This window comes from Streptomyces sp. CA-111067 (assembly GCF_050956065.1).
In the GTDB taxonomy this organism is placed as follows: domain Bacteria; phylum Actinomycetota; class Actinomycetes; order Streptomycetales; family Streptomycetaceae; genus Actinacidiphila.
On the sequence record NZ_CP192103.1, the window covers coordinates 6,018,421 to 6,045,400 of the forward strand.

Sequence of the window (26,980 nt, forward strand, 5' to 3'; positions counted from 1 at the left end):
GCTCGGGTCAATGGGTCAAGCGCTGATGGGGAGCGCCGACTCACGAGCACAGGAAGGCCGCAGTCGCTGTCAGGGGTGTCAGTCGGCGTCCGGCCTTCCTTTCACGTATCGAAAGTGACTCCTGAGGAGGCAAACCCATGCGCGGTGCCAAGAGCGCCAAGTGGGTAGTAGGTGCGGCGGTTATCGCCCTCGCAGCAACTGCTTGCAGTTCGAGCAGCGACGATTCGGGTAACGACAAGGGCAGCAGCACCAGTGCAGCGGCCGGCGCCAGCGACCCGAACGGCATAGTCAGGGCCTGGTGGGGAGACCCGCAGAACCCGCTCGAGCCGGCCAACACCAATGAGGTGCAGGGCGGCAAGGTCCTGGACATGATCTTCATGGACCTCAAGGAGTACGACCCGAAGACGGGTAAGGCCAACCTTGAGGCCGCTCAGTCGATCGACACGACCGACCAGCAGAACTTCACCATCAAGGTGAAGCCGGACCTGAAGTTCTCCGACGGCACCCCGGTGACCGCCCAGTCCTTCGTGGACGCCTGGAACTACGGCGCGCTGCTCACCAACGCCCAGCTGAACGCGTACTTCTTCGCCGACATCGACGGCTACAACGCCGTCCACCCGGCCGACGAGAAGTCCAAGCCGACGGCCAAGACGATGTCCGGCCTGAAGGTCGTGGACGACCACACCTTCACGGTCAAGCTGAGCCAGAAGTTCTCCACCTGGCCCGACCGCCTCGGCTACAAGGCGTTCGCCCCGCTGCCGAAGTCCTTCTTCAGCAACCACGCGGCGTACCTGAAGAAGCCGGTCGGCGACGGCCCGTACATGGTGCAGTCGTACACCAAGGGCAGCAGCATGAAGCTGGTCCCGAACCCGTACTACACCGGCCCGAGCAAGCCCAAGAACGGCGGCGTGCTGCTCAAGGTCTACACCAGCAGCGACGCGGCCTACTCGGACCTGCAGTCCGGCAACCTGGACGTCCTCGACGACATCCCGGCCACCGACCTCAGCCACGTCAAGACCGACCTCAACGGCCGGTACCTGAACCAGCCGGCCGGCATCATCCAGACCTTCTCGTTCCCGCTGAACCAGCCCGCCTGGAACGGCCCGAACGGTGCGAAGCTGCGGCTGGGCATCTCCGAGGCGATCGACCGCAAGACGATCACCGACAAGATCTTCCAGGGCACCCGCACCCCGGCCAGCGACCTCACCTCCCCGGTGCTGGGCGCGGCCGGCGGTTACGACCCGACCCTGGCCGGCGACACGGTCAAGTACAACCCGACCCAGGCCAAGCAGCTCATCCAGGAGGCCGGCGGCCTGCCCGGCGGTCACATGACCCTCGGCTACAACGCCGACTCCGGCTCCCACAAGGAGTGGGTGGACGCGGTCTGCAACAGCATCAACAACGTGCTGGGCAACAACAAGGCCTGTGTCGGCGCCCCGACCGGTACCTTCGCGGACTTCCGCAACCAGATCACCAAGGGCGAGATGAAGCAGCCGTTCCGCTCCGGCTGGCAGATGGACTACCCGCTGATCGACGACTTCCTGACGCCGCTGTACGCGACCGGCGGCAGCTCGAACGACTCGAAGTACAGCAACCCGGCGTTCGACAAGCTGATCAAGCAGGCGAACGCGGAGCCGGACACCACCAAGGCGATCTCGCTCTACAAGAGCGCTGAGAAGCTGCTCTTCACGGACATGCCGGTGGTGCCCCTGTGGTACCAGAACGGTCAGGCCGGCTGGTCGTCCAAGGTGTCCAACGTGACGGAGAACGCGTTCAGCTACCCCGTCTTCACCGAGATCACGGTCAACAAGTAGACCTGATGCGGTAACGTCCGGCCCCGTACCTGGGGCCGGGCGTGCAACAGGGGGGAACTGACAGCAACCGCTCGCGGTGCGGACGTCAGCCGGGGCCCAACCTGCCCCGGCTGACGTCTGCACGATCCCTGGAGGGCTGATGGGGCGCTACGTCATACGACGACTGCTCCAGATGGTGCCGGTCTTCATCGGTACCACTTTCTTGATATTCGTCATGGTCTACGCGCTCGGCGATCCCGTCGCGGCGATGTTCGGCGACCGTGCACCGGATCCCGCCACAGCGGCGCAGATCCGGCATCAGATGTATCTGGACCATTCACTGCCCGCGCAGTACATCCACTACATGGGCCAGATCTTCCGCGGCGACTTCGGCAAGTCCGCCGATCAGCGCCCGGTCACCGAGATCATGGGCACGGCGTTCCCGAAGACGATCAAGCTCACCCTGGTGGCGTTCGCCATCGAGATGGTCGTCGGCATCGGGCTCGGTCTGCTGGCGGGCTTGCGCCGCGGCCGGTTCGCCGACAGCTCGGTCCTGGCGGTCACTCTGATCGTCGTCGCGGTGCCGACCTTCGTCACCGGTTACGTGCTCCAGTACTTCGTGGGCGTCAAGTGGGGCATCGCCCATCCAGCGGTCAGCGAGGGCACGCCCTTCAAGGACCTGATCATGCCGGGCGTGGTGCTGGCGGGAGTCTCGCTGGCCTATGTGGCCCGGCTGACCCGTACCTCGGTCGCCGAGAACTCCCGCGCCGACTACGTGCGCACCGCGGTGGCCAAGGGCCTGCCGCGCCGCCGGGTGGTCACCGTCCACCTGCTGCGCAACTCGCTGATCCCGGTGGTGACCTTCCTCGGTACCGACATCGGCGGCCTGATGGCCGGCGCCATCGTCACCGAGCGAATATTCAACATCCAGGGCGTCGGTTACCAGCTCTACCAGGGCATCCTCCGCAACAACCCGCAGACGGTCGTGGGGTTCGTGACGATCCTGGTGCTGATCTTCCTCGCCGCCAACCTGATTGTCGACCTGCTTTACGCGGTCCTGGACCCGAGGATCCGGTATGTCTGACCTGACCGACAGCTCCAGCCTCGTCAACGCGGTGTCCAGCACCCCTGCCGGGCCGGTTGATCCCACGCAGCAGCGCGAGAAGGCCCGCAGCCTGACCGGCGACGCCTGGCACGACCTCAGCCGCAAGCCGCTGTTCTACGTGTCCAGCCTGGTCATCCTCTTCCTGGTGGTCATCTCGATCTGGCCGGGACTGATCGCCGGCACCGACCCGCTGTCCTGCAACCTGATCAATTCTCAGAACGGGCCCACCTCAGGGCATCCGTTCGGCTTCGACCAGCAGGGCTGCGACGTCTACAGCCGTACCGTGCACGGCGCCCGCGACTCGGTCGCGGTCGGTGTGCTCGCCACCCTGGGCACCACGATCCTGGGCGGCATCCTGGGCGGCCTGGCCGGCTTCTTCGGCGGCGTGTGGGACGCGCTGATCACGATGCTGAGCAACATCTTCTTCGGCATCCCGATCCTGCTCGGCGGCGTGGTCTTCCTGTCCGTGGTCAAGGGCGGCTCGGTGACCACCGTCTGCGCCTTCATCGTCCTGCTGGGCTGGCCGCAGATCGCCCGTATCGCCCGCGGCGCGGTGATCACCGCGAAACAGCAGGACTACGTACAGGCCGCGAAGGCGCTCGGCGCGAGCAACAGCCGGATCATGCTGCGGCACATCATGCCGAACGCGCTCGCCCCGATCATCGTGGTGGCGACCATCGCGCTGGGTACGTACATCTCGCTGGAGGCCACGCTGTCCTACCTCGGCGTCGGCCTGAAGCCGCCGGCCGTGTCGTGGGGTATCGACATCTCCGCCGCCTCCGGCCAGATCCGCAACGCGCCGCACATGCTGCTGTTCCCCGCCGGGGCGCTGAGCATCACCGTGCTGGCGTTCATCATGCTCGGCGACGCGGTCCGCGACGCCCTCGACCCCAAGCTGCGCTAGGAGGGCGTACGTTGACTGTCATCGACGATTCCGCGGGCGCCCTCGCGCCCGATCTTGCCACCGCCCCGCTGCTCGAAGTACGGGACCTGCACGTCGAGTTCCACACCAGGGACGGCGTGGCCAAGGCCGTGAACGGCGTCAACTTCTCGGTCAACGCCGGGGAGACGCTGGCGATCCTCGGCGAGTCCGGCTCCGGCAAGTCCGTGTCCGCGCAGGCGGTCATGGGCATCCTCGACATGCCGCCGGGGAAGATCCCCAAGGGCGAGATCCTGTTCCAGGGCCGGGACATGCTCAAGATGTCCGGCGAGGAGCGGCGCAAGATCCGCGGCCGGAAGATCGCCATGATCTTCCAGGACGCGCTGTCCTCGCTCAACCCGGTGCTGTCGGTGGGCTACCAGCTCGGCGAGATGTTCCGGGTGCACCAGGGCCTGGGCCGCAAGGAGGCCAAGGCCAAGGCCATCGAGCTGATGGAGCGGGTGCGCATCCCGGCCGCCAGGGAGCGGGTGGGCGACTACCCGCACCAGTTCTCCGGCGGTATGCGGCAGCGCATCATGATCGCGATGGCGCTCGCCCTGGAGCCCGACCTGATCATCGCCGACGAGCCCACCACGGCGCTCGACGTGACGGTGCAGGCGCAGGTGATGGACCTGCTGGCCGAGCTCCAGCGCGAGTTCAACATGGGCCTGATCCTGATCACCCACGACCTGGGTGTGGTCGCCGACGTCGCCGACAAGATCGCGGTGATGTACGCGGGCCGGATCGTGGAGAACGCGCCGGTGCACCAGATCTACAAGAAGCCGGCGCACCCGTACACCAAGGGCCTGCTCCAGTCGATTCCGCGGCTGGACCAGAAGGGCCAGGAGCTGTACGCGATCAAGGGCCTGCCGCCCAACCTGCTGCACATACCGCCGGGCTGCGCGTTCAACCCGCGCTGCCCGATGGCGCAGGACATCTGCCGCACCGACGTTCCGCCGCTGCACCGGGTGAGCGACGAGCGCGGCAGCGCCTGCCACTTCTGGAAGGAGACCCTCGGTGAGTGAGCTGAACACCCCCAAGCAGCCCGAGGACCGCGACTCCGCGGACCGCACTCCCGCACAGGCGCAGGCCGAGGCCGCCGCCAAGGCCGCCGCCGCGGACAAGCCGGCCCCCAGCCTGGCGAAGCCGGCCGCGCCGGCCGCCGACCGGGAGCCGCTGCTCCAGGTGCGGAACCTGGTCAAGCACTTCCCGCTGACCCAGGGCATCGTCTTCAAGAAGCAGATCGGCGCCGTCAAGGCGGTCGACGGGATCTCCTTCGACCTGTTCGCGGGCGAGACGCTCGGCATCGTCGGCGAGTCCGGCTGCGGCAAGTCCACGGTCGCCAAGCTGCTGATGCGGCTTGAGGACGCCACCGCCGGCGAGGTCTTCTACAAGGGCCAGGACATCACCAAGCTGTCGGGGCGGGCGCTGAAGGTGGTCCGCCGCAACATCCAGATGGTGTTCCAGGACCCGTACACCTCGCTGAACCCGCGGATGACGGTCGGCGACATCATCGGGGAGCCGTTCGACATCCACCCCGAGGTGGCCCCGAAGGGCGACCGGCGGCGCAAGGTCCAGGAGCTGCTGGACGTCGTCGGCCTGAACCCGGAGTACATCAACCGGTACCCGCACCAGTTCTCCGGCGGGCAGCGGCAGCGGATCGGCATCGCCCGCGGGCTGGCGCTGAACCCCGAGGTCATCATCTGCGACGAGCCGGTCTCCGCGCTCGACGTGTCGGTGCAGGCGCAGGTCATCAACCTGATGGAGAAGCTGCAGGACGAGTTCAACCTCGCCTACATCTTCATCGCGCACGACCTGTCCATCGTCCGGCACATCTCGGACCGGGTCGGCGTGATGTACCTGGGCCGGATGGCGGAGATCGGCACCGACGCCGAGATCTACGAGCACCCGACGCACCCGTACACCCAGGCGCTGCTGTCCGCGGTGCCGGTGCCCGACCCCGAGGCGCGCGAGCACCGGGAGCGGATCATCCTCAGCGGCGACGTGCCCTCGCCGGCCAATCCGCCGTCCGGCTGCCGATTCCGTACCCGGTGCTGGAAGGCCGAGGACAGGTGCGCGCAGGAGGAGCCGCTGCTGGCGATCCCGCAGGTCTTCGCCGGCACCGACACCCCGGCCGCGCACGAGTCGGCCTGCCACTTCGCCGCCGAGAAGGACGTGGTGGGCGCGGCCTGACCGCGAGCCGGCCGCCGCGCGGCCGGAGTATCCGTCAGAAGGGGCACCCCTCGCCGGGGGCGCCCCTTCTGACGTTGTGTCGTGCCGTGGCCAATGCATTGGTACGGCGACACGCAGTGGCAAAAGTGCAGGTTTGCTGCGATTGCTGTGTCATGGGGATCAAAGCGTCATTTGTGACCCATGAGGAGGCACGCGATGCGCGGAGCCACGCGCGTGAAGTGGGCCGTCGGTGTGATGGCCGTCGCCCTGACCGCCGCCGCCTGCGGCAGCAGCAGCAACGACAGCGGCGGTGGCGGCGGTACCGGCAGCGGCGGCGGCTCCGGCGTCGTTCGGGCCTCCTGGGGCGACCCGCAGAACCCGCTGGAGCCGGCCGACACCAACGAGGTGCAGGGCGGCAAGGTGCTCGACATGATCTTCCGCGGCCTGAAGAAGTACGACCCGAAGACCGCCAAGGCCGAGAACATGATCGCCGAGTCGATCACCACCAAGGACTCGCAGAACTTCGACATCAAGCTGAAGAGCGGCTGGACCTTCAGCAACGGCGAGCCGGTCAACGCCGACTCCTTCATCAACGCCTGGAACTACGACGCGCTGCTGAAGAACGCCCAGCTCAACGCGAGCTTCTTCAGCTACATCGACGGCTACGACAAGGTGCACCCGGACGCCGCGGGCGCCAAGTCCACCGCCACCACGCTGTCCGGGCTGAAGAAGGTCTCCGACACCGAGTTCACCGTCAAGCTCAACCAGAAGTTCTCGCTGTGGGCCGACACCCTCGGCTACTCGGCGTTCTACCCGCTGCCGAAAGCGTTCTTCACCAACCGGGCCTCCTGGCTCGCCAAGCCGATCGGCAACGGCCCGTACTCCATTCAGTCGTACACCAAGGGTTCCAAGATGAACCTGGTGAAGTGGAGCGGCTACAAGGGCCCCGACCCGGCCCAGAACGACGGCGTGGAGCTGCGGGTCTACACCGACAACAACACCGCGTACACCGACCTCCAGGCCGGCAACCTCGACCTGGTGGACGACATCCCGGCCGCCCAGCTCAAGAACGTCAAGAGCGACCTGGGCGACCGGTACATCAACGTCCCCGCCGGCATCATCCAGACCATCTCCTTCCCGCTGTACAACGCGCGCTGGTCGTCGGCGAACTCCGCCAAGGTCAGGCAGGGCCTGTCGATGGCGATCGACCGCAAGACGATCACCCAGCAGATCTTCCAGAACACCCGCACCCCGGCCACCGACTGGACCTCCCCGGTGCTCGGCGACGCGGGCGGCTACAAGGCGGGCCTGTGCGGCACCGAGTGCACCTATGACCCGGCCAAGGCCAAGGCGATGATCCAGCAGGCCGGCGGCCTGCCCGGCGGCAAGATCACCATCGCCTACAACGCCGACACCGGCTCCCACAAGGACTGGGTGGACGCGGTCTGCAACAGCATCAACAACGCGCTCGGCAACAACAAGGCCTGCGTCGGCGCCCCCACCGGCACCTTCGCGGACTTCCGGAACAAGATCACCAACAAGCAGATGGACAACCCGTTCCGGGCCGGCTGGCAGATGGACTACCCGCTGATCCAGGACTTCCTCCAGCCCCAGTACTACACCGACGCCTCGTCGAACGACTCGCACTACAGCAGTCCGCAGTTCGACAAGCTGATCAACCAGGCGAACGGTGAGTCCGACACCGGCAAGGCCATCGGCCTGTTCCAGGACGCCGAGAAGCAGCTGGTCACCGACATGCCGTCGATCCCGCTCTGGTACCAGAACGGCAGCGCCGGCTACTCGACCAAGGTCAGCAACGTCGCGCTGAACCCGTTCAGCGTCCCGGTCTACAACGAGATCAAGGTCAACTGACGCCGGCTGGAGGCCGCGCCGGGCAGCCGCCCGGTGCGGCCTCCAGCCGCTTCGCGGAAGGTTCCGTATGGGACGCTATGTGATCCGGCGGCTGCTCCAGATGATCCCGGTGTTCATCGGCAGCACGTTCCTGATCTTCTTCATGGTCTACGCGCTCGGCGACCCGGTCGCCGCGCTGTTCGGCGATCGCGCGCCCGACCCGGCCACGGCTGCCCAGATCCGGAACGACCTGCATCTGAACGACCCGCTGTGGCAGCAGTACCTGATCTACATGAAGAACATCTTCACCGGCGACTTCGGCACCGCCTTCAACGGCCAGCCGGTCACCGAGCTGATGGGCAGCGCCTTCCCGGTCACCATCCGGCTCACCATCGTGGCGATCCTCTTCGAGATCGTCATCGGCATCACGCTCGGCGTGATCACCGGCATGAAGCGCGGCAAGCCGGTGGACACCGGGGTGCTGCTGCTGACCCTGGTGGTCATCTCGGTGCCGACCTTCGTCACCGGCTATGTGGCGCAGTACCTGATCGGCGTCAAACTCGGCTGGGTCAGCCCCTCGGTGTCGCCGGCGGCCCCGTTCAACGAACTGGTGCTGCCCGGCCTGGTGCTCGCCCTGGTCTCGCTGGCCTACGTCACCCGGCTGACCCGGACCTCGATCGCCGAGAACACCCGCGCCGACTACGTGCGCACCGCGGTCGCCAAGGGGCTGCCGCGCCGCCGGGTGATCGTCCGGCACCTGCTGCGCAACTCGCTGATCCCGGTGGTGACCTTCATCGGCACCGACATCGGCGCGCTGATGGGCGGCGCCATCGTCACCGAGCGGATCTTCAACATCCACGGCGTCGGCTTCAACCTCTACCAGGGCATCCTGCGCAACAACTCGCCCACGGTGGTCGGCTTCGTCACCATCCTGGTGCTGGTCTTCCTGCTCGCGAACCTGCTCGTCGACCTGCTCTACGCGGTCCTGGACCCGAGGATCCGGTATGCCTGAGCCACACAACCCGCTGGAGCCCGACCAGGCCATGTCGCCCGGCGGCTTCAGCGGCGGGATGGACCTGGCCGCCGAGGAGGCCGGCACCCTGGAGGGCAAGCCCGGCCAGACCGGCGGCGAGCCCGCCGACAAGCCGCGCAGCCTGTGGTCGGACGCCTGGCGCGACCTGCGGCGCAACCCGATCTTCATCATCTCGGCGCTGATCATCCTGTTCCTGGTGTTCATCTCCATCTGGCCCGGGGTGATCGCCGACCAGGACCCGTTGCAGGCCGACCTGTCCAAGGCCCAGCTGGGCTCGCAGCCCGGCCACCCGTTCGGCTACGACGGCCAGGGCCGGGACGTCTACACCCGGGTGGTCTACGGCGCCCGCGCCTCGGTGACCGTCGGCGTCTGCGCCACCGCGGGCGTCGTCCTGCTGGGGAGCGTGCTGGGCGGGCTGGCCGGCTTCTTCGGCGGCTGGTGGGACGCGATCCTGTCCCGGATCAGCGACATCTTCTTCGGCATCCCGGTGATCCTGGGCGGCCTGGTCTTCCTCTCGGTGATCACCAACAGCACGGTCTGGCCGGTGGTCGGCTTCATGATCCTGCTGGGCTGGCCGCAGATCGCCCGTATCGCCCGCGGCTCGGTGCTGACCGTCCGGCAGAACGACTACGTGCAGGCCGCCCGGGCGCTCGGCGCCGGCAGCCCCCGGCTGCTGCTGCGGCACATCCTGCCGAACGCCGTCGCGCCGGTCATCGTCGTCGGCACCATCGCGCTCGGCACGTACATCTCGCTGGAGGCCACGCTGTCCTACCTCGGCGTCGGCCTGCGGCCGCCGACCGTGTCCTGGGGCATCGACATCTCCGACGCGTCCAACCAGATCCGCAACGCCCCGCACATGCTGCTGTGGCCCGCGGGCGCGCTGAGCATCACCGTGCTGGCGTTCATCATGCTCGGCGACGCGGTACGCGACGCCCTCGACCCCAAGCTGCGCTGAGGAGCCCGCGATGGCCACGAGTTCGCAGATGATGACAGGACCCGGCGGCCGGGACGGCACCGGCGCCGCCGCCGGGCCGCTGCTCGACGTCCGCGACCTGCATGTGGAGTTCCGCACCAGGGAAGGCGTCGCCAAGGCCGTCAACGGCGTGGACTACTCGGTGGACGCCGGCGAGACGCTGGCGGTGCTCGGCGAGTCCGGCTCCGGCAAGTCCGTCACCGCGCAGGCCGTGATGGGCATCCTGGACTCCCCGCCGGGCTTCGTCACCCAGGGCGAGGTGCTCTTCCAGGGCCGCGACCTGCTGAAGCTCGGGCCTGAGGAGCGGCGCAAGGTGCGCGGCGCGAAGATGGCGATGATCTTCCAGGACGCGCTGTCCTCGCTGAACCCGGTGCTGAACGTGGGGGAGCAGCTCGGCGAGATGTTCCGGGTGCACCGCGGCATGGGCCGCAAGGAGGCCAGGGCCAAGGCCGTCGAGCTGATGGAGCGGGTCCGCATCCCGGCCGCCGCCGAGCGCGTCAAGCAGTACCCGCACCAGTTCTCCGGCGGTATGCGGCAGCGGGTGATGATCGCCATGGCGATGGCACTCGAACCCGACCTGATCATCGCCGACGAGCCGACCACCGCGCTCGACGTCACCGTGCAGGCGCAGGTGATGGACCTGCTGGCCGAGCTCCAGCGCGAGTTCAACATGGGGCTGATCCTGATCACCCACGACCTGGGTGTGGTCGCCGACGTCGCCGACAAGATCGCGGTGATGTACGCCGGCCGGATCGTGGAGCGGGCCCCCGTGCACGACATCTACCGGGCGCCGGCCCACCCGTACACCAAGGGCCTGCTCGACTCGATCCCGCGGGTCGACCAGAAGGGCCAGGAGCTGTACGCGATCAAGGGCCTGCCGCCCAACCTGCTGCACATCCCGTCCGGCTGCGCGTTCCACCCGCGCTGCCCGATGGCCCAGGCCGTCTGCCGGACCGACGTACCGCCGCTGTACCAGGTCAGCCGGGACCGGGCGAGCGCCTGCCACTTCTGGAAGGAGACCCTTGGTGAGTCAGTCGACGACTGAGCCGGTGAGCGGGTCCGCGCCGGGGCCGGCGAAGGAGCCGATCCTGCAGGTCCGCGGCCTGGTCAAGCACTTCCCGCTGACCCAGGGCATCCTCTTCAAGAAGCAGGTCGGCGCCGTCCAGGCGGTGGACGGGGTGAACTTCGACCTGTTCGCGGGCGAGACGCTCGGCATCGTCGGCGAGTCCGGCTGCGGCAAGTCCACGGTGGCCAGGCTGCTGATGAACCTGGAGCAGGCCACCGCCGGCACCGTGATGTTCAAGGGCGAGGACATCACCAAGCTGTCCGGGCGGGCGCTGAAAGCCGTCCGCCGCAACATCCAGATGGTCTTCCAGGACCCGTACACCTCGCTGAACCCGCGGATGACGGTCGGCGACATCATCGGCGAGCCGTACGAGATCCACCCCGAGGTGGCCCCCAAGGGCGACCGGCGGCGCCGGGTGGAGGAGCTGCTCGACGTGGTCGGGCTGAACCCGGAGTACATCAACCGGTATCCGCACCAGTTCTCCGGCGGGCAGCGGCAGCGGATCGGCATCGCCCGCGGGCTCGCGCTGCGCCCGGAGATCATCGTGGCCGACGAGCCGGTCTCCGCGCTGGACGTGTCGGTGCAGGCGCAGGTGGTCAACCTGATGGAGCGGCTGCAGGACGAGTTCAACCTGTCGTACATGTTCATCGCGCACGACCTGTCGATCGTCCGGCACATCTCTGACCGGGTCGGCGTGATGTACCTGGGCAAGATCGTGGAGATCGGCGCGGACGAGCAGATCTACCAGCACCCGACGCACCCGTACACCCAGGCGCTGCTGTCGGCGGTGCCGGTGCCCGACCCGGCGGCCAGGGCGCCGCGCGGCGGCGCCTCCGTGGAGGGCGGCTCCGGGCTGCCGGCCGAGGGCGGCGGGGACGGTCCCGCGGAGGGACGCGGGAGGATCATCCTCGCGGGTGACGTGCCCTCGCCGGCGAATCCGCCGTCGGGCTGCCGGTTCCGCACCCGGTGCTGGAAGGCGCAGGAGCTCTGCGCGCGGGAGGAGCCGCTGCTCGCGGTGCCCGAGGTCTTCAAGGGCACCGGGGGACCGGCCGAGCACGACTCGGCCTGCCACTTCGCGGAGGAGCGCAAGGTCGTACCCGACTGACGGGCCCGGGCGGCGCCCGCGCGCGCCGAAGCCGTACCCGGGTGCCAGGGGTGTCCGGATACGGCTGCGACGCCGAGGGAAGGCGAACTGAACCCGGGTCAGAGGGTCTTCTTGTCGGCCGCCTCCTCGATCGCGGCGAGTGCGGGATCGAGGATGATGTCCTCGTCACGCGCCGCGATCGTCGGTTCTTCGGGGAAGTGGCAGGCGGTCAGGTGCCCGTCGTGGTTCCCGCCGATCTGGATCAGCGGCGGCTCCTCGACCTCGCACTTCTCCTGCGCCTTCCAGCACCGGGTGCGGAACCGGCAGCCCGACGGCGGGTTGATCGGCGACGGCACGTCACCGGCCAGCCGGATCCGCTCGCGCTCCTCACCCTCCAGGTCCACCTCCGGCACCGCCGACAGCAGCGCGTGGGTGTACGGGTGCCGCGGCCGGTTGTAGATCGAGTCCCGGTCGCCGATCTCCACGATCTTGCCCAGGTACATCACCGCGACCCGCTGCGAGAAGTGCCGGACGATCGCCAGGTCGTGCGCGATGAACAGGAACGCGATCCCCAGCTCCCGCTGCACCTTCTGCAGCAGGTTGACCACCTGCGCCTGGATGGACACGTCCAGCGCGGAGACCGGCTCGTCGGCCACGATCAGCTTGGGTTCCAGCGCCAGCGCCCTGGCCACCCCGATCCGCTGCCGCTGTCCGCCGGAGAACTCGTGCGGGAACCGGTTGTAGTGCTCGGGGTTGAGGCCGACGGTCTCCAGCAGCTCCCGCACCCGGCCCTCCCGGCCGCCGGGCGGGTTCATCCCGTTGATCTCCATCGGGCCGCCGATGATGGTGCCGACGGTCTGCCGCGGGTTCAGCGAGGAGTACGGGTCCTGGAAGATCATCTGCACCTCGGACCTGATCGGCATCAGCTCCTTGCGTGAGGAGTGCGTGATGTCCTGGCCCTTGTAGCTGATCTTCCCCGCGGTCGGCTCCAGCAGCCGGGTGATCAGCCGCCCGGTGGTGGACTTGCCGCAGCCGGACTCGCCGACCAGGCCGAAGCTCTCACCCGCCCCGACGGTCAGGTCGATGCCGTCCACCGCCTGGACGGCGCCGACCCGGCGCTTGAACGGGAAGCCGCCGTAGATCGGGAAGTGCTTGGTCAGCCCGCTGATCTCCAGCAGTGCCTCACCGGGCGGCTCGTCCCGCGGTGCGGGCACCGCGTCGGCCGGCTCCGGCTCGTTCTTCGAAAGCGAAACGTCGTTGCTCATGGTTTTTGCCTGCCCCAGATGACTGGTCAGCCCAGCCGGGGCTGAATCTTCTCGATGAATACGGACTGCTTCTGCTCGGCCGTCAGATGACAGGCGGCGCTGCGCCCTGGCGGCAGGTCCGGCCGTGCGGAGTAGCAGGCGTCACCGCCGACGAGCTCGGGATAGTCGCAGCGTGGATGGAAGGCGCAACCCGACGGCGGGTTGAGCAGACTCGGCGGCATGCCGGGAATCGGCGACAGCTCCGCGTCCACGTCGGAGGTCAGCCGGGGCATCGAGCTGAGCAGGCCCCAGGTGTACGGGTGCTGCGGCTCGGTGATCACCTCGCGTACCGAACCGCGCTCCACCGCCCGGCCGGCGTACATCACCAGCAGGTCGTCGGCGATGTTGGACACCACCCCGAGGTCGTGGGTGATCAGGATGATCGCGGAGCCGAACTCCTGCTGGAGGTCGCGCAGCAGGTCCAGGATCTGCGCCTGCACGGTGACGTCCAGCGCGGTGGTGGGCTCGTCCGCGATCAGCAGCTCGGGGTTGCACACCAGCGCCATCGCGATCATCGCGCGCTGCCGCATACCGCCGGAGAACTGGTGCGGGTAGTCGTCCACCCGGGTCCTGGGCTGCGGGATGCCGACCTTGTCCAGCATCTCGATCGCCCGCGCGCGGCCCTCCCGCTTGCTGGCCCCCATGTGCTTGACGTAGGGCTCGGCGATCTGCCGGCCGACGGTGTAGTACGGCGACAGCGCGGTCAGCGGGTCCTGGAAGATCATCGCCATCTTGTTGCCGCGCAGCCGCTCCAGGGTGCGGTTGCTCGCCCCGGTCAGCTCCTGGCCGTCGAGGATGATCTCGCCGCCGATGGTGGTGGTCTTAGGGTTGTGCAGCCCGAGCACGGTCAGGTTGGTGACCGACTTCCCCGAGCCGGACTCGCCGACGATGCCGAGCGTCTGGCCGCGCTGGAGGTCGAAGGAGAGCCCGTCCACGGCCTTGACGACGCCGTCCTCGGTGGCGAAGTGCACGTACAGGTCGCGGACGGAGAGGAACGCGTCCGAGCCGGACGGCGTCCTGTCCTCCTCGGGCTTGGTCATGGTGGTCACTGACGAATCTCCTAGGACAGCCGCACGCGCGGGTCGATGAACGCGTAGGCGGCGTCCACGATGATGTTGAACAGGACGATCAGGGTGGCGCTGAACAGCATCACGCCCATCAGCATGGGCAGGTCCGTCTTGTCGACGGAGTCCACCGCCAGCCGGCCGAGCCCGGCGAGCTGGAACGTCCACTCGGTGATCATCGCGCCGCCGAACAGCGCGCCCAGGTCGATACCGAGGATGGTGATGATCGGGATCAGTGAGCCGCGCCAGGCGTAGCGGAAGAAGACGTAGGCGCTGGACATGCCCTTGGCGCGGGCGGTGCGCACATGTTCTTCCTGTAGTTGTTCGATCATCGTCGAGCGCGCCATGCGGGTGTAGTTGGCGGTGAAGATGATCGACAGCACGCACCACGGGATGAACAGCCCGTTGAACCAGCCGGTCACGCTGTGCGTGATCGGCACGTATTTGGGCTGGTCGAGGATCTGGTTGTTGTAGACGAAGATCGCGAGCACGATCGGGCCGATGAAGTAGATCTGCATCGAGCTCAGCACCAGCGAGGCGGAGCTGAAGATCTTGTCGATGATCCCGCCGCGCTTCCAGGCGGCCAGCATGCCGGTGCCCAGACCGACGATGAGGAAGACCACGGCACCGCCGGCGGCCAGCGAGAGGGTGGTGGGCAGCCGGTTGACCAGCGTCGGCCACACCGGCTCGTTGGTGCTGAACGAGTATCCGAGGCATGGCGCCGGGCAGTTGCCGGCACTGAACCGGTGACCGGTGAAGATCCGGACCATGTAGTTGTAGTACTGCACCGGAACCGGATGATCCGTACCGAGGTTGTGGTGGATGATCGCGAGGTTCGCGGGGCTGCAGTTCTTTCCGCAGGACAGCAGGGCCGGGTCGTGCGGGATCGCGAAGAAGAGGAAGAACGTGAAGGCGCTGATGAACAACAGGATGACCAGAGCGCCGAGCGTCCGGCGGACGAGGAATCGAAGCATGGCGGTCGCAGCTCTCAGAGGACGGCGGCGGTGGGTGTCGGGCGCCCCGACGGGGCCGGGCTGGATGCCCGGCCCCACCAGGGAACTGGCTGATGCTGCTTACTTCTTGACGTAGAGCTTGGTCAGGTCGATGCCCGCGGTGATGTTGTTGTAGACCACGCCGCCGACCTTCGAACCGAAGAGCTGGAGCTGCTTGTAGTACACGGTCGGCACACCCGGGATCACCTTGGTGACGATGTAGGTGTTGAGCGCGAACCACGCGTCAGCGGCGGCCTTCGGGTCGGTGATCTTCTTGATCCGGTCGATCTCGCTGTTGATGTGCGGGTCGTTCACGTGCGAGTAGTTCGGCGCCTGGTCGGCGATCGTGCGGCCGTCGAAGACCGGCGGGATCACCGTCAGGGTGCTCGGCCAGTCAGCGCCCCAGGCGCTGGCGTAGATGTCGTACGGGTTGTCGACCTTGCCGATCAGGTCGTAGTACGTCGCCGAGGGAAGTTCCTTGCGCTGGACGTCGAAGCCGGCCTGCTTCAGGGTGTTCGCGATGACCACCGAGTACTGCTGGCCCTGCGTGGTGTTGATGTACGCGTAGGTGATCTTCGTGTTCAGCTTGCCCGCGGCCTGCAGGATCTTCTTGGCCTCGGCCGGCTGGCCGTCGGGGTGCGCGACCTTGCCCAGCGGGTCGGCCTTCTGGTAGCCGGACAGCGTCGGGCTGATGAAGCCGCCGGCGTACTCGGCGCCGTAGGACGCGCCGAGCGCGGTGTAGGTCGGCTTGGTCGGCAGCGCCATGGCCAGTGCCTTGCGGACGTTGAGGTCGGTGAGCTTGGTCATGTTGAAGTTCACCTCGCCCACGAACGGCTGGTAGCCGGCCACCGTGCGCTTGTAGATCGACGGCGTGCCGACGACCTTCGGCGTGTTGAGCGTGTCCACCGCGTTGGAGAAGCTCAGCGAGGTCTGGTTGTCACCGGCGTCGGACATCAGACGCTTGGTGGAGTCCTCCTGCTGGTGGTTGAACGTGATGTCGTAGGTGTCCACGTACTGGTGCCGGGCCGCGTCGGTGGCCGGGTCCCAGTTCGGGTTCTTCACCAGCGTCATCGACTTGCCGGTCTCGAAGGACTTGATCATGTACGGACCCGACGCGACCGGCGCCTTGTCGTACTTCTCCTTGGTGTCCTTCGCGGAGTCCACGGCCGAGTAGCCGGGCATCGCGAACAGGTAGGGGGTGTCCGCCTCCGGGTTCGGGAAGTGGAAGACGATCGTCTTGTCGTCCGGGGTGGCCAGCAGGCTGTCCGGCAGGTGCTTGCCCTTGTACGGGCCGTCCGGCAGCAGCTTGCGGTAGTCAGCGCCGTTGGTGTTGGCCAGCCACTGCTGGAGGTAGGCCGGGCCGTTGGTGATGAACGGGGCGAACAGCCGCTCCACGGACCACCGGATGTCCTTGGACGTGATCGGCGTGCCGTCCTGCCACTTGATGCCGTCCTTGAGGTGGAACGTCCAGGTCTTGCCGCCGTCCGACTGCTCGCCGCTGTCCGTGGCGAGGTCGCCGACGACGGTGTAGTTGCCCTTGTCGTCCAGCTTGTACGTGGTCAGGCCACGGTGGATCAGCGTGGCGAGCTGGCCCTCGTTGGAGACATAGATCTGGCCCGGGTCGAGGTGGGTGTAGCTGTCGCGTTCCAGGGCGTGCAGAGTGCCGCCCGGCGTCGCGCCGGCGATCGGCGCGGCCGGTCCGGTGGAGGCCGCGGCGTCACCGAAAGTGACCTGGGACTGGAGCTGCTGCGCACTCTTGCTCTGCGTGGCCTTGACGTCCTTGCCCTGCTTGCCACCGCTGTCGCTGCCGTTGCCGCTGCTGCAGGCGGTGAGAACCAGCGCGCCCGCGGCTATCGCCACCAGCCCCGCCCGGGTTCTACGCATGTAGAAGTTCATTCGGTACTTGCACCCCTGTTCGTGGTTACCTGTTGAGCTGCCTGACTCATCCGGTGATGGGGCGGCAGCCACCCCCTCGGCCACTTCCTCAGCGTGCGGTCTTCGGATCGAAAGCGTCCCGGACCGAGTCCCCGAGCAGGTTGAACGCGACGATGAAGACCACCATGGCGATGCCGGGGAAGAACATGTAAGTGAGGTCGTTCTGGTAGATCGCCCCACCGGTGGCGAACATCCGGCCCCAGTCGGGCGTCGGTTCGATCAGTCCGACACCGAGGAACGACAGGCCCGCCTCGGCGGTCACGAACCCCGGGAGCATCAGCGTGCTCTGCACCAGGATCGGCGTGACCAGGTTGGGCAGCAGCTCATGGCGGATGATCCGCCATGGCGAGGCCCCGGTGACCCGGGCCGCTTCGATGAACTCCCGTTCACGCAGCGTGAGTACCTGCCCGCGCAGCAGCCGGGCCAGGCCCATCCAGCCGAGGAACCACTGCACCATGATCAGCGCGACCACCCGCAGGTAGGTCGGCGTCGCGTCGGCGGGGGAGACGAAGATCGAGACGACCACCGGCATGAACGCGACGAAGAACAGCTGCGAGGGGAACGCCATCAGCAGGTCGGAGACCCGGCCGATGAAGTAGTCCGCCTTGCCGCCGAGGTAGCCGCCGGCGATGCCCAGCAGGATCGCGGTGATCGTCACCGAGATGGTCACCGCGACGGCGATGCCCAGCGAGGTCCTGATCCCGTACAGAAGTTGCGTGAACACGTCACGGCCGAGCTGCGGTTCGATGCCGAACCAGAAGTGGCTGCTCATGCCGCCGTTGGGCGCCACCGGGTAGCCGAACTCGTTGAGAAGGTCCGGATTGTCCTCTCCGTACAGGGTGTACGGGTTCTTGCCGTAGAGCTTGGCGATCACCGGCGCGAGGATCGCGATGGCGAAGAAGAAGATCACCACGTATGCGGCGATGACCCCGGTGCGGTCCCGCTTGAACCGTCGCCACATGAGCTGACCTGGGGAACGTCCGACCAACTCGGCGATGTCCTTGGGGACGTCGACCGTCGTCTCGTCGGGCTCTCCCGGGCCGCCCGGCGGCTCGGTGACCTTGGCCTCAGTTGAACTCGTCATCGCGAATGCCCCCGCAGCAGGAGTCTGGTTGACGCGACGGGGAGTGCGTCGCGGGTTGTGCGGACTTTCGCAATGGAATCAACTTCCAGTCAAGAGGGGGCGGAAGGAAGAAAGCTTGTTGTTTGGCATCTTGAGCGAAGATTTGGCAGATTGTCCTCTGGACGTGCTTGACAAGCGCGCGGCGTGTACGACATATCGGTCATGTAGGTACGAAACGCGTTAACAATGTGGCAACTTGGCTGTCGCAACTCCGATATACGGACGTAGCAGTCTGAACAACGTACGGCCGTGCGGGTGCCGTTGGCCGGTCGGAGCACTCCACACCGCTCCGACCGGCCCCCGAACCGGCGGCCGGAACGCCGGTTCACTTCCGGAGCCGCCTGTTCCTACCCCAAGATGTGCGGGTATATCTGCGAGGAACACTCGGGTTACGGGGGAGTACGTCGATGGAGTCGACAGCCATGCGACCGGGCGCGCGCGCCACGGCCGCGGTGATCTGCTGTGCGCTGATCGCGGTGGAACTGGCCTGGATGATCCGGGACATCAACGCCGACGGTCTGCACGACGCGGTGTGGATGTGGATCGGACTCCAGCTGGCCGGGCAGAAGCACCCTCCGCCGTTCACCGGCATCGCCGATGTCGTGGTGATCGTCACCGCGGCCGGCGCGCTGTTCACCTCCCGCCGCCCCGCCGCGGTGTGGGGTTTCGTCACCGCCGGGATCATCGCTTTTGTGATGCGGCTGCCCGGCGTCTGGATGTACGCCAACGACTGGCTGGACGGCGCTCCGCTGCACACCAGGGCGCTGCTCACCTCGGTCGGCGGGACGCTGGCCGGACTGGTGCTGCTCGGCCTCGGACTGTGGGGGCGCGAGCAGATGAGCGCACTCGCCCGCTCCCTCGCGCCGCGGGACCAGCCGTCAACCCCCGCAGGTGCGGGGGCCGTTCCCCGGCCGAGCCGCGGCACCGCTGCCGCGGCCGGGGCGCTGCTGGTCGTGCTCGCCCTGGAGATGATCGGCTGGCAGATCTTCTACGTGCACAAATACGCCGACGGGCACTTCCAGCCGCACTTCTACAAGTACCTGCTCATCGGTGAGATGTTCCCCAGCGTGCTGCTCGGCCCGCCCACCCTCTACCTGGCCTGGGCACTGGTCGCGCTGGCGCTCGGTGCGGCGGTCGCCGCGTTCGCCCGGCACCCGCTCGCCCGGCCGCTGGGCCTGTCGTTCGTGCTCAGCCTGGTGCTCGCCCGGATCCTGCTGTTCGACACCCTGCACTCCGAGCACCTGCTGTTCAGGTTCGACCGGGTGGAGACCTATGTGAAGGCGGATCAGATCTTCGCCGTGGCCGAGGTGCTGCTCGCGGTGCTGATCGGGCTGCTGCTGCTGGTCAAGGAGGACCCGGCGCGGGCCCTTCCGCAGGGCTGGGGTCCGCCGGCCCCGCAGTACGGGGCGCCGGCCGGCTGGGGCCCGATGCCGCAACAGCCCCCGGCCGCCGGCGGGTTCGGGCCGCCGCCGCCCAACCACCCGCCGCAGTAGCCCTGACCTGCCCGGGAACGGGCGGGGCGGCGGCCGGTCAGTCGCGGGGGATGCCCAGCGAGCGCTTCAGGAACTCGACCTGGAGCAGCAGCAGGTTCTCCGCGACCTGCTCCTGAGGCGCCGTCATGTGCGTGACGCCCGACAGCGGCAGCACCTCGTGCGGACGGCCCGCGGCGAGCAGCGCGCTCGACAGCCGCAGCGCGTTCGCCACCAGCACGTTGTCGTCGGCCAGGCCGTGAATGAGCATCAGCGGCCGGGCCGGCTCGGCGAGTTCGACGATGCCCTCGTCGGTCACCACCGAGTTCGCGTCATACGCCTCGGGGTGCTGGTCGGGCCGCCCGAGGTAACGCTCGGTGTAATGCGTGTCGTAGAGGCGCTGCTGCGTGAGCGGCGCGCCGACCACCGCCGCGTGGAAGACGTCGGGGCGGCGCAGCACCGCGAGCGCGGCCAGCGTGCCGCCGTAGGACCAGCCGCGGATGGCAACCCGGCCGAGATCCAGCGGGTGGTCGGCGGCCAGCGCCTGGAGCGCGGCGACCTGGTCCTCCAGCGAGATCGCGGCCAGCTTGAACGCGATCGACTTCTCCCAGCCCGGCGACCTCCCGGGGGTGCCGCGGCCGTCCGCGACCACCACCGCGAAGCCCTGGTCGGCGAACCACTGCGACACCAGGTGCGCGTTCTGCGCGGCGACCACCCGCTGGCCGTGCGGACCGCCGTACGGGTCGAGCAGCACCGGCAGCGGGCCGTCGCCCTCTGCGTAACCGGTCGGCAGCAGCACCGCGGACGGGATGCGCCGCTCGCCGGCCTCGGTGAACCGCGGGCGGGCGGTCAGGCTGGGCCGCTGGGCGTGGTTGGCGATCTCGGCGACGATCCGCCCGCCGCGCAGCACCCGGGTGGTGGTGCCGGAGCGGTCGGCGACCGCCGAGGTCAGCACCGTCAGACCACCGGACCTGACCGCGCTGTGCACGCCGGGCTCGGGCGAGACCCTGACCACCGCGGACTCCGCCACCCGGTAGACGTGCACCTGCCCGATCTCCGGCTCCGCGGCGGCGGCCCCGGCGGACGCGGTCACCAGCACCTCGTCGGCCCCGGTGTGCAGCAGCGCCCGTACGTGCAGTTCGGCGCCGGTCAGCGGCTTGTCGCCGGCCACCAGCACCCGTACGCCGTCCAGATCGGTGATCCTCACCAGCGTGCCGTCCGGCCGCCGGGCCGGCGAGCCGGGGAAAAGATCAAGCCAAACTTGATCTTCCTCGACCAGCTCCACGGCGGTCGCGCCGGTGGCCGTGTCCACCGTCAGATAGCGCTGTTCGCGCTGGTCGCGGTCCTGTACGAGCAGCGTCGGCGGGGCCGCCGCCGACCAGTGCACGGCCGCCAGGTACGGGAAGCCGTCCCGGTCCCACTCCACCTCGCGCCGCGAGCCGTCGAGGCCCAGCAGCGACAGGGTCACGATCGCGTTGGCGGTGCCCGCCAGCGGGTAGGCCACCGCCACCGGCGCCCGGTCCGGATGGGCCGGCTCGGCGATCCAGCGGCGCTCCACCGGGGACTCGTCCACCCGGGCCACCAGCAGCGCCGAGCTGTCGGGCGACCACCAGAAGCCCCGGCTGCGGCCCATCTCCTCGGCCGCGATGAACTCCGCGAGACCCCAGGTGACCGACTCGCCGTCGGGCTCGGCCAGCGCCCGGTCCCGGTTGTCACCGACCGCGGTGCCGCCGGCCGCCGCATCCTGTTCCTGCCCGCCCGCCGCGCCGGGGATCGCCGCCACCCGCAGCGCGCCCTCACACGCGTAGGCCACCAGCCGGCCGTCGGGCGACGGCCGCGGGTCGACCACCGGGCCCGGCACCGTCAGCTCCCGTACACCGCCGCCGCCCTCGCCGCCCTGGCGCAGATCCGCCACGAACAGCCGTCCCGACAGCGCGAAGGCGGCCACCGACACCGCGTCGTCCACCGCGTAGCCGACGATGCCCGCCGAGCCCTCGCGGCTGCGCTCCCGCCGGGCCCGCTCGGCGGCCGACAGCTGCTCCGTGCCGCCGTCGAGCAGCGCCGCCGGGTCCGCCACGATCCGCTCGGCGGAGGCACCGGCTCCGGCGCCCGCTCCGGAGCCCGCCTCCGTGCCCTCCGACACGGCGAGCACCCACAGCATCTGCGCACGGTCGGACCCCGACCGGGACCGCAGGAACGCCACTCTCGTCCCGTCCGGCGCAACCGTCACGGACTTCGGCGCCCCGAGGGTGAAGCGCTGCGTCCTGGCGTGCTGCCGGGGGAAGGAGAGTTCCGTCATAGCTGTGACCCTAGGCGCTACCTGTGACACCCGCCTCCCTTTTTGCGCCCGGCGGAACGGCGTACCTCCCCACCAGCCCCGGAGCGCCCCCGGCCATTCGGGCCCGGTGGCTGGATCTGGTCATGCGCCCCCGCGTGCTTCCGTGCTCCGACATATGCGGTGGGACGGAAAGTTATGATCAGTAGCCGTGGGTGGGTAATAGGCATGTGGCAACTGACATGAACCCTGCGTCCCTGGGAGGTGAGCCGTCATGGCACTCTCGATTTCGGCGGTGGTGCTGCTGCTGATCGTCGTGATCCTGCTGATCCGGTCGTCCGGGCTCAAGGCCGGGCACGCCATCGCGTGTACGTTGCTGGGCTTCTATCTGGCGAGCTCCACAGTGGCCCCCACGATCACCGACTTCACCAACAACGTGGCCGGGATGATCTCCGACATCAAGCTCTGAACGGTGCCGCCGGCGCGGGACCGGTCACAGCGTCGTGACCGGCCTGACCGGAGTCGTACGCTTCCCCCATGACCGATCTACCCGCCAGGCGGCTGCTGCTCGTCCACGCCCACCCGGACGACGAGACGATCAACAACGGCGCCACCATGGCCAAGTACGCCGCGGAAGGCGCGCTCGTCACCCTCGTCACCTGCACCCTCGGCGAGGAGGGCGAGGTGATCCCGCCGGAGCTCGCCCACCTGGCCGCCGACCGGGACGACACCCTCGGCGAGTACCGGATCGGCGAACTCGACGCCGCCATGGCCGAGCTGGGCGTCACCGACCACCGCTTCCTCGGCGGCGCCGGCCGCTACCGCGACTCCGGCATGATGGGCCTGCCGCAGAACGAGGTGCCCGGCTGCTTCTGGCAGGCCGACCTGGACGAGGCGGCCGGCCACCTGGCCGAGGTCATCCTCGACGTCCGCCCGCAGGCCCTGGTCACCTACGACGACAACGGCGGCTACGGCCACCCCGACCACATCCAGGCGCACCGGGTCGCGCTGCGCGGGTACGAACTCGCCGCCGGCCAGGGCCACCGGATCGACCGGGTCTACGAGATCTGCACCCCGCGGTCGGTGATCGAGGCCGGCTTCGCCAGGCTCGCCGAGGAGGGCCGGGACTTCCCCTTCGAGGGGATCGCGAGCCCCGACGACGTACCGGGCGTGGTCGACGACGAACTGGTCACCGTCGCCGTCGACGCGGCCCCCTACGCCGAGCGCAAGACGGCCGCGATGCGCGCCCACGCCACCCAGATCGCGGTGGACGGCCCCTTCTTCGCCTTGTCCAACGACCTCGGGCAGCCGTTTTTCGCCACCGAGTTCTACCGCCAGGTGCGGGGTGAGGGGCCGGCCGAGGGCCGCGGCACGGACCTCTTCCCGGCGGAAGCCGAAGACGACGCGACGGGCGGTGCGGGCCGATGAGCGGGCAGCCGAACCGGCCGGTGCGGCCGGTGGTCGGATTGCTGCGGCCGGGAGGTCCGGCCCGGGAGCCGGTGGACCGGCCGCTGAGCAAGCCGTGGCGGATCGTCTCCTACGTCGTCCTCGCCGTGCTCGGCGCGCTGGTCGCCGGGGCCGGAGCGCTGGTCCAGGCGGCCTGGGAGCCCGGCGGGCTGCTGCTGTCGCTGGCGGGCTGCGTGGCGCTGTTCTACGGCGGTGTGAAGCTCACCGGGAGCCGGGTGGGCGTCGCGGTGCCCGCCGCGGTCTGGGTGATCAGTGTGATCCTGCTCAGCTCGACGCGGCCGGAAGGCGACTTCCTTTTCGCGGCCGGCATCGGACCGTACGTCTACCTGCTCGGCGGGGCGATGTCCGCGGTGATCTGCGCCACGGTGACCCAACCATCCCGTTCCGGGGCGAATACCGCCTGACTTGGCGGGCAGGGGCGAGCACATGGTTGGGTGAGCCCGCCGGCGTTCGCCGGACCAGGGTCGCCTTCCAGCCCCGGTCGGTATGGTGGTCGCGCCGGCGGGCCGCCCGCGGAGAACGACGACGGGTGGCGGAGCTAACCGGGAGAGCCAGTTTTGAGTCGTGAACCTGATAGTTCGTCCTCGGGGACCCAGGGCCGCGGTGGTAACGCGTACCCGTCAGGGACCCCGCCGTACGGCACGCGTCCGTTCCCGTCGCTGCACCCGCAGGAGCCACCGCGCCCCGGCGGCGCACCGGGCACCCCCGGGGCCGACGAGCCGGAGGAGGCGGCCCCGCCGCCCGCCGCGCCGCCCGCGCCCGACGAGCCCAGGACCGAGACCACTCTGACGACCCGGATCCGGATCAACATCCCCGGTTCGCGGCCGATCCCGCCGGTGGTGATGCGCACACCGGTGGACGAGAACAATCCCGCGCCCCGGACGGCGGAGCCGGAGGCCGCGGCGGAGGAGCCGGCGGCCGAGCCGGAGCCCGAGCCCGAGCGGACGAGCGACTGGTTCGCGCCGCGCAAGTCGGCGGCCCCGCCCCCGGCCGCGCCCGCGAGCCCGGTGGGGCCGCCCCCGGGTGCCGGTGCGCCCCCGGCCGGGCCCGCGAGCCCCGTGAGCCCGCCCCCCGGTGCCGGTACGCCGCCGCCCTCGGCCCCGGCCGGGCCGCCCCGAGGCGCGCCCCGGGGCAGCGGGATGCCGGCGCCCGGTTTCAGCGACCCCGGTTCCGGCAGCCACCGCGCGCCCAACTCGCTGAACGGCCCGAACGGCAGCTCGCCCTTCTTCCCGCCGATGGAGGACCTGTCCCGCGGCCCGCACGACACCCCGGCGGCGGGCTTCCCGTCCCCGTTCGACGAGCGCAGCCCGTACGGTGCCCCGCGCCCGTCCGGGCAGGACGGTACGGACACGGGCAGCGGCCCGTTGCCGTTCGGTCCTGACGGTTCCGACACGGGGAGCGGCCCGGTGCCGTTCGGCGGCCCGGGCGCGTTCGGTCGCGACGGTACGGATACCGGGAGCGGCCCGTTGCCGTTCGGTCCTGACGGTTCCGACACCGGCAGTGGCCCCGTGCCGTTCGGCGGCCAGTCCCCGTTCGGCCAGGACGGTTCGGACACCGGGAGCGGCCCGGTGCCGTTCGGCGGCCCGGGCGCGTTCGGCCAGGACGGTTCGGACACCGGGAGCGGCCCGGTGCCGTTCGGCGGCCCGGGCGCGTTCGGGCGGGACGGTTCGGACACCGGCAGTCAGCCGATGCCGTTCGGGCCTGACGGTTCCGACACCGGCAGTGGCCCCGTGCCGTTCGGCGGCGAGCCCCTGTTCCGCCCCGACGGCTCGCAACCCGGCAGCGGGCAGCGCCCGTTCGGCCAGGACGGCTCCGACACCGGCAGCCAGCCCATGCCCTTCGGGCCTGACGGTTCGCAGCCGGGCAGCGGTCAGCGGCCGTTCGGGCGGGACGGTTCGGACACCGGCGGTCAGCCGATGCCTTTCGGGCCTGACGGTTCGGACACCGGCAGCGGACCGCGGCCGTACGGCACCGAGGACTTCCCGCCCGGCGTGCCGCGGCCCACGGGCGATCCGATCGATCCCTTCGGCGGCCCCGCGCAGGGGCAGGACGGGCCTTACGGGGCCTCCGCCGGGGCACCGCCGTACGCGGGACCGGGGCCTGCCGCCCCGCCCGCGGACAGCCCCTTCCCGGGGCACCAGCGGCCCGCCGGCATGCCGCCCGCGCGGCCGCAGGGTGCGGGCCCCGGGGCCGGCGGCCTGCGGATGCCGCCGGCGGCCGGCGAACGGCCGGAGCAGGACGGCGAGTTCGGCGGCAGGCCGCCGCGGCGGTCGTCCAGCGAGACGCTCGTCAGCGGCATCCCGACCGTCCCCTCAGGCGCCCGCGGCAGCGACGAAGCGCCGCCGGCCGCCCCGGCGAAGCCCGCCGCTCCCAAGCCGGCCGCCGCGAAGCCGGTCAAGAAGGGCCGCTCCAAGCTGATGCTCCTCGGCGTCGGCACGGGCCTCGTGGTCGTCGTCGCGTACGGCGCTGGCCTGCTGATGAACCACGCCCAGGTGCCCAAGGGCACCACCGTGCTCGGCGTGGACATCGGCAACGAGAGCCGCACGTCGGCGGTCAAGACGCTGGACGACGCGCTCGGCAACCGGACGACCGCGCCGCTCAACCTCACGTTCGGCAGCCGCAAGCAGGTGCTCAAGCCGTCGATCGCGGGGCTGTCGATCGACACCGACGCCACCGTCAAGAAGGTCGCGCACACCGACTACAACCCGTTCTCGGTGATCGGCTCGCTGTTCGGCGGCGAGCGCAAGGCCGACCCCGTCATACTCGTGGACGAGGACAAGCTGAAGTCCGCGCTCAAGTCCGTCGCGGGCGCGAACACTTCGGGGACGGACGGGATGGTCAGGTTCGCCGACGGCAAGGCCGTCGCCGTCCCGGGCAAGCCCAGCCAGACGTTCAACGTGGACGACGCCGCCCGCCAGGTCGCGGACGCCTACCGGGCGCGCGCCGAGACCGGCGTCAACGAGGCCGTGCCGCTCAACGTCACCACCGTGCCGCCGAAGGTCACCCAGGCCGAACTGACCAGCGCGGTCAACGGGTTCGGCCGCACCGCGATGCTCGGACCGGTCACCGTCCGGGTGGACGCGGCGCACCAGATCGCGTTCAACACGAAGCTGCCGAAGTTCCTCAGCATGCGGCCGGACAGCGCGGGCCACCTGCACCCGTCCTTCGACCTCAAGGCGCTCAAGGGCCTGTACGGCGGGACGTTCGACGGTGTGCTGATCCAGCGGGCGAACGGTGCGAAGACCGCCGTCACCCCGCAGGACGTGGCCAACGCGCTGCTGCCTGGCCTGAAGGCGACGAAGGAGGCCGACCGGATCGTCGGCCTCGCGCACGTGGCGAAGAACTAGCGGCCGGC

Annotated in this window: 21 protein-coding genes; 15 read left to right on the plus strand and 6 right to left on the minus strand. The window is 69.3% G+C overall.

The window, feature by feature from the left end:
- Window positions 1–137 precede the first annotated feature (137 nt).
- From ACQPW6_RS26620 to ACQPW6_RS26665, 10 genes are all read left to right on the plus strand, one after another.
- Window positions 138–1,814, plus strand: a complete 1,677-nt coding sequence (locus ACQPW6_RS26620; protein WP_433892204.1) for a peptide ABC transporter substrate-binding protein — start codon at window positions 138–140, stop codon at window positions 1,812–1,814.
- 139 nt (window positions 1,815–1,953) lie between these two features.
- Window positions 1,954–2,877 (plus strand): ABC transporter permease, encoded by a 924-nt coding sequence (locus ACQPW6_RS26625; protein ID WP_433892205.1) that lies wholly within the window; start codon window positions 1,954–1,956, stop codon window positions 2,875–2,877.
- The gene (locus ACQPW6_RS26630; RefSeq protein WP_433892206.1) at window positions 2,870–3,802 is read left to right on the plus strand and encodes an ABC transporter permease; all 933 of its coding nucleotides are present in this window, start codon (window positions 2,870–2,872) and stop codon (window positions 3,800–3,802) included. Before ACQPW6_RS26625 ends, ACQPW6_RS26630 begins: the two co-directional genes overlap by 8 nt.
- 11 nt (window positions 3,803–3,813) lie before the next feature.
- Window positions 3,814–4,842, plus strand: a complete 1,029-nt coding sequence (locus ACQPW6_RS26635) for an ABC transporter ATP-binding protein (protein WP_433892207.1) — start codon at window positions 3,814–3,816, stop codon at window positions 4,840–4,842.
- Window positions 4,843–4,954: 112 nt separating this feature from the next.
- Complete coding sequence (locus ACQPW6_RS26640; RefSeq protein ID WP_433894671.1) at window positions 4,955–6,010, plus strand: ABC transporter ATP-binding protein; 1,056 nt, start codon at window positions 4,955–4,957, stop codon at window positions 6,008–6,010.
- A 195-nt stretch (window positions 6,011–6,205) separates the two neighbouring features.
- Window positions 6,206–7,861: a peptide ABC transporter substrate-binding protein gene (locus ACQPW6_RS26645; protein WP_433892208.1), complete on the plus strand. Its 1,656-nt coding sequence runs from the start codon at window positions 6,206–6,208 to the stop codon at window positions 7,859–7,861.
- A gap of 67 nt (window positions 7,862–7,928) precedes the next feature.
- Window positions 7,929–8,852, plus strand: coding sequence for an ABC transporter permease (locus ACQPW6_RS26650; RefSeq protein WP_433892209.1), 924 nt, complete (start codon window positions 7,929–7,931; stop codon window positions 8,850–8,852).
- A complete protein-coding gene (locus ACQPW6_RS26655) occupies window positions 8,845–9,828 on the plus strand; it encodes an ABC transporter permease (protein ID WP_433892210.1) in 984 nt (327 codons plus the stop codon). Before ACQPW6_RS26650 ends, ACQPW6_RS26655 begins: the two co-directional genes overlap by 8 nt.
- A 31-nt stretch (window positions 9,829–9,859) precedes the next feature.
- Window positions 9,860–10,891 carry an ABC transporter ATP-binding protein gene (locus ACQPW6_RS26660; RefSeq protein ID WP_433894672.1) on the plus strand — a complete coding sequence of 344 codons (1,032 nt, stop codon included), beginning with the start codon at window positions 9,860–9,862 and terminating at the stop codon, window positions 10,889–10,891.
- On the plus strand, window positions 10,872–12,017 hold the full coding sequence (locus ACQPW6_RS26665) for an ABC transporter ATP-binding protein (RefSeq protein ID WP_433892211.1): 1,146 nt from the start codon (window positions 10,872–10,874) through the stop codon (window positions 12,015–12,017). The genes ACQPW6_RS26660 and ACQPW6_RS26665 overlap by 20 nt, the downstream gene beginning before the upstream one ends.
- 98 nt (window positions 12,018–12,115) lie before the next feature.
- Here ACQPW6_RS26665 and ACQPW6_RS26670 read toward each other — a convergent pair whose 3' ends face one another.
- The 5 genes from ACQPW6_RS26670 to ACQPW6_RS26690 form a co-directional block, all read right to left on the minus strand.
- Window positions 12,116–13,261, minus strand: a complete 1,146-nt coding sequence (locus tag ACQPW6_RS26670; protein WP_433892212.1) for an ABC transporter ATP-binding protein — start codon at window positions 13,259–13,261, stop codon at window positions 12,116–12,118.
- A 26-nt stretch (window positions 13,262–13,287) separates the two neighbouring features.
- Complete coding sequence (locus ACQPW6_RS26675) at window positions 13,288–14,349, minus strand: ABC transporter ATP-binding protein (RefSeq protein WP_433892213.1); 1,062 nt, start codon at window positions 14,347–14,349, stop codon at window positions 13,288–13,290.
- 11 nt (window positions 14,350–14,360) lie between these two features.
- Complete coding sequence (locus ACQPW6_RS26680) at window positions 14,361–15,338, minus strand: ABC transporter permease (RefSeq protein ID WP_433892214.1); 978 nt, start codon at window positions 15,336–15,338, stop codon at window positions 14,361–14,363.
- A 99-nt stretch (window positions 15,339–15,437) separates the two neighbouring features.
- On the minus strand, window positions 15,438–17,240 hold the full coding sequence (locus ACQPW6_RS26685) for an ABC transporter substrate-binding protein (RefSeq protein WP_433892215.1): 1,803 nt from the start codon (window positions 17,238–17,240) through the stop codon (window positions 15,438–15,440).
- A 100-nt stretch (window positions 17,241–17,340) separates the two neighbouring features.
- A complete protein-coding gene (locus tag ACQPW6_RS26690; RefSeq protein WP_433892216.1) occupies window positions 17,341–18,375 on the minus strand; it encodes an ABC transporter permease in 1,035 nt (344 codons plus the stop codon).
- Window positions 18,376–18,821: 446 nt separating this feature from the next.
- Here ACQPW6_RS26690 and ACQPW6_RS26695 point away from each other — a divergent pair, with 446 nt between their 5' ends.
- Entirely contained in the window at window positions 18,822–19,907 is a 1,086-nt protein-coding gene (locus ACQPW6_RS26695; RefSeq protein WP_433892217.1) for a hypothetical protein, read from the plus strand.
- A gap of 37 nt (window positions 19,908–19,944) precedes the next feature.
- On the opposite strand, the gene ACQPW6_RS26700 is transcribed toward ACQPW6_RS26695, so the two are convergent.
- Window positions 19,945–22,182: a prolyl oligopeptidase family serine peptidase gene (locus ACQPW6_RS26700; RefSeq protein WP_433892218.1), complete on the minus strand. Its 2,238-nt coding sequence runs from the start codon at window positions 22,180–22,182 to the stop codon at window positions 19,945–19,947.
- A 250-nt stretch (window positions 22,183–22,432) separates the two neighbouring features.
- Between ACQPW6_RS26700 and ACQPW6_RS26705 the strand changes: the two genes are divergently transcribed.
- The 4 genes from ACQPW6_RS26705 to ACQPW6_RS26720 all read left to right on the plus strand — a co-directional run bounded on the left by ACQPW6_RS26705 (window position 22,433) and on the right by ACQPW6_RS26720 (window position 26,972).
- Window positions 22,433–22,627 (plus strand): hypothetical protein, encoded by a 195-nt coding sequence (locus ACQPW6_RS26705; RefSeq protein WP_433892219.1) that lies wholly within the window; start codon window positions 22,433–22,435, stop codon window positions 22,625–22,627.
- Window positions 22,628–22,695: 68 nt separating this feature from the next.
- On the plus strand, window positions 22,696–23,586 hold the full coding sequence (mshB, locus tag ACQPW6_RS26710; protein ID WP_433892220.1) for an N-acetyl-1-D-myo-inositol-2-amino-2-deoxy-alpha-D-glucopyranoside deacetylase: 891 nt from the start codon (window positions 22,696–22,698) through the stop codon (window positions 23,584–23,586).
- Window positions 23,583–24,029 carry a DUF6113 family protein gene (locus ACQPW6_RS26715; protein ID WP_433892221.1) on the plus strand — a complete coding sequence of 149 codons (447 nt, stop codon included), beginning with the start codon at window positions 23,583–23,585 and terminating at the stop codon, window positions 24,027–24,029. Before mshB ends, ACQPW6_RS26715 begins: the two co-directional genes overlap by 4 nt.
- 153 nt (window positions 24,030–24,182) lie before the next feature.
- A complete protein-coding gene (locus ACQPW6_RS26720; protein ID WP_433892222.1) occupies window positions 24,183–26,972 on the plus strand; it encodes a hypothetical protein in 2,790 nt (929 codons plus the stop codon).
- Window positions 26,973–26,980: the final 8 nt, after the last annotated feature.